This window comes from Pyrobaculum sp. (genome assembly GCF_049971835.1).
In the GTDB taxonomy this organism is placed as follows: Archaea; Thermoproteota; Thermoprotei; order Thermoproteales; family Thermoproteaceae; genus Pyrobaculum.
Window position 1 is genome coordinate 1 of the sequence record NZ_JBMFKV010000361.1, and the last position, 1375, is coordinate 1375.

General features: G+C 45.0%; 2 protein-coding genes. One reads left to right on the plus strand and one right to left on the minus strand.

Annotation, left to right across the window (positions count from 1 at the left end; all coding sequences use genetic code 11):
• The first annotated feature begins 124 nt into the window (after positions 1-124).
• Positions 125-832, plus strand: a complete 708-nt coding sequence (locus tag ACP5J3_RS14660; RefSeq protein WP_428496356.1) for a hypothetical protein — start codon at positions 125-127, stop codon at positions 830-832.
• A 94-nt stretch (positions 833-926) separates the two neighbouring features.
• On the opposite strand, the gene ACP5J3_RS14665 is transcribed toward ACP5J3_RS14660, so the two are convergent.
• Positions 927-1124 (minus strand): hypothetical protein, encoded by a 198-nt coding sequence (locus tag ACP5J3_RS14665; RefSeq protein WP_428496357.1) that lies wholly within the window; start codon positions 1122-1124, stop codon positions 927-929.
• Positions 1125-1375 lie beyond the last annotated feature (251 nt).

The window sequence follows — 1375 nt, forward strand, 5'->3', positions numbered from 1 at the left end:
TCAGTTCGTGTTTTGTGTATTAATCCGTTTCTATACAAAAAGCTAGATAGGGTTGAACCAATCGTAGAGGAGTTGTACCAAGTTATTACGGAAAGTCTTTAATCGATAAAATAGACGAAGAAATATGGCATGTACAGATAGATCTTGGCGGTGTGGAATAAGAAGTTCTGATCCAGTAGGTCAAGGCCGAAAAATATATCGCAAGAACCTCCTCCTAATACCTATTGTCGTTATAATATTGATCGGCTTCGCCGGCCTATACTTCTTTAGTCATAAACAACCTCAGCAGAATCTAGAGGGCGTTGCCAACAGCTCAGCCGTTGGTCAAAACCTCACCGCGCTGAATTATGCCAAGAGGATCTTAAGTGATGCAAGAGAAATTTATTTAAAAGCTACAGAGGAAAATAAGACGTGGAAGTACTCAATTCCCGACTTTTTTACAAGGGAGTTTATATTAAATGCTATGTTTATAAACGAGAGTACAATATCTATAGGCGATGCACTATATAAATACTTGATCTTATATGTATATTATGAAGGTTTTGTCTATAGTCCTCAGAAAATTAAAGCCAATGGTATAGAAGTTGAACTTCTTCCAAAGCCGCGCAATGTGACGTACACCGGCGGACAGGCCTACAGCTATCGGATAACTTATAATAACAAAACCTATAATGCGACGCTGTATTCTATAGGTTTTTTCGAATCCTCGTTCTATCTCACCGAATCCACTCAAAAAATCGACAACTTATATATCATTAAGATTACGATAACGAAAAAGCTATATGATCCAAGCTCTGTTAATCGATTATGGCTAATACTCATAAGATCTTAATTATAGCTAGTCCCCCTCAAAGGTTTTTGTGGATTATCTTTTGAGTTGAAGGTGCCTATCATCCCTATCAGTTGCCAAACCGCGCTGGGCTCTGTTATAGATGACGAAGACATCGGTTGTTTCGAATCAGCTCAGCCGGGAGGGGCATTAGCCACCTCTCGTGGATGTATACCTTCGTGGTGGTGGAGTCGACCTTTCTACCGGTTTTGTACACCATGTTGAGAGAATCCGCGCAGATGAGGTGGTGTGGCGCCTCGTCGGTCCAACCCCGCCTATCACCTTTACAAGTCAAGTCCTCACGTATAGACGCGGCTGTGTGATATGTGTAGAGTCTGTGAGACGTGTCGAGATGGCGACGCTGAACGTGGCCGATCCACCACGCCCCCGGCTAATGTAAAGTTGCGTTAAACCGCCTGGCGGTGCGCCGCGCCGGGAGCAGGAGTGGCTGTGGCTGGCGGCTTCGGTAGCCCGACGGCCTCCGCGGGGGCATGTGGGCTGGCGTCGTTAGTGCCGCATCTGCAGAGCGGATCAAGTTGGGGTTGA

What these genes read in the sequence shown, in the direction of transcription:
- ACP5J3_RS14660 (WP_428496356.1), top strand. Translation starts at nt 125, where the DNA reads ATGGCATGTACAGATAGATCTTGGCGGTGTGGAATAAGAAGTTCTGAT.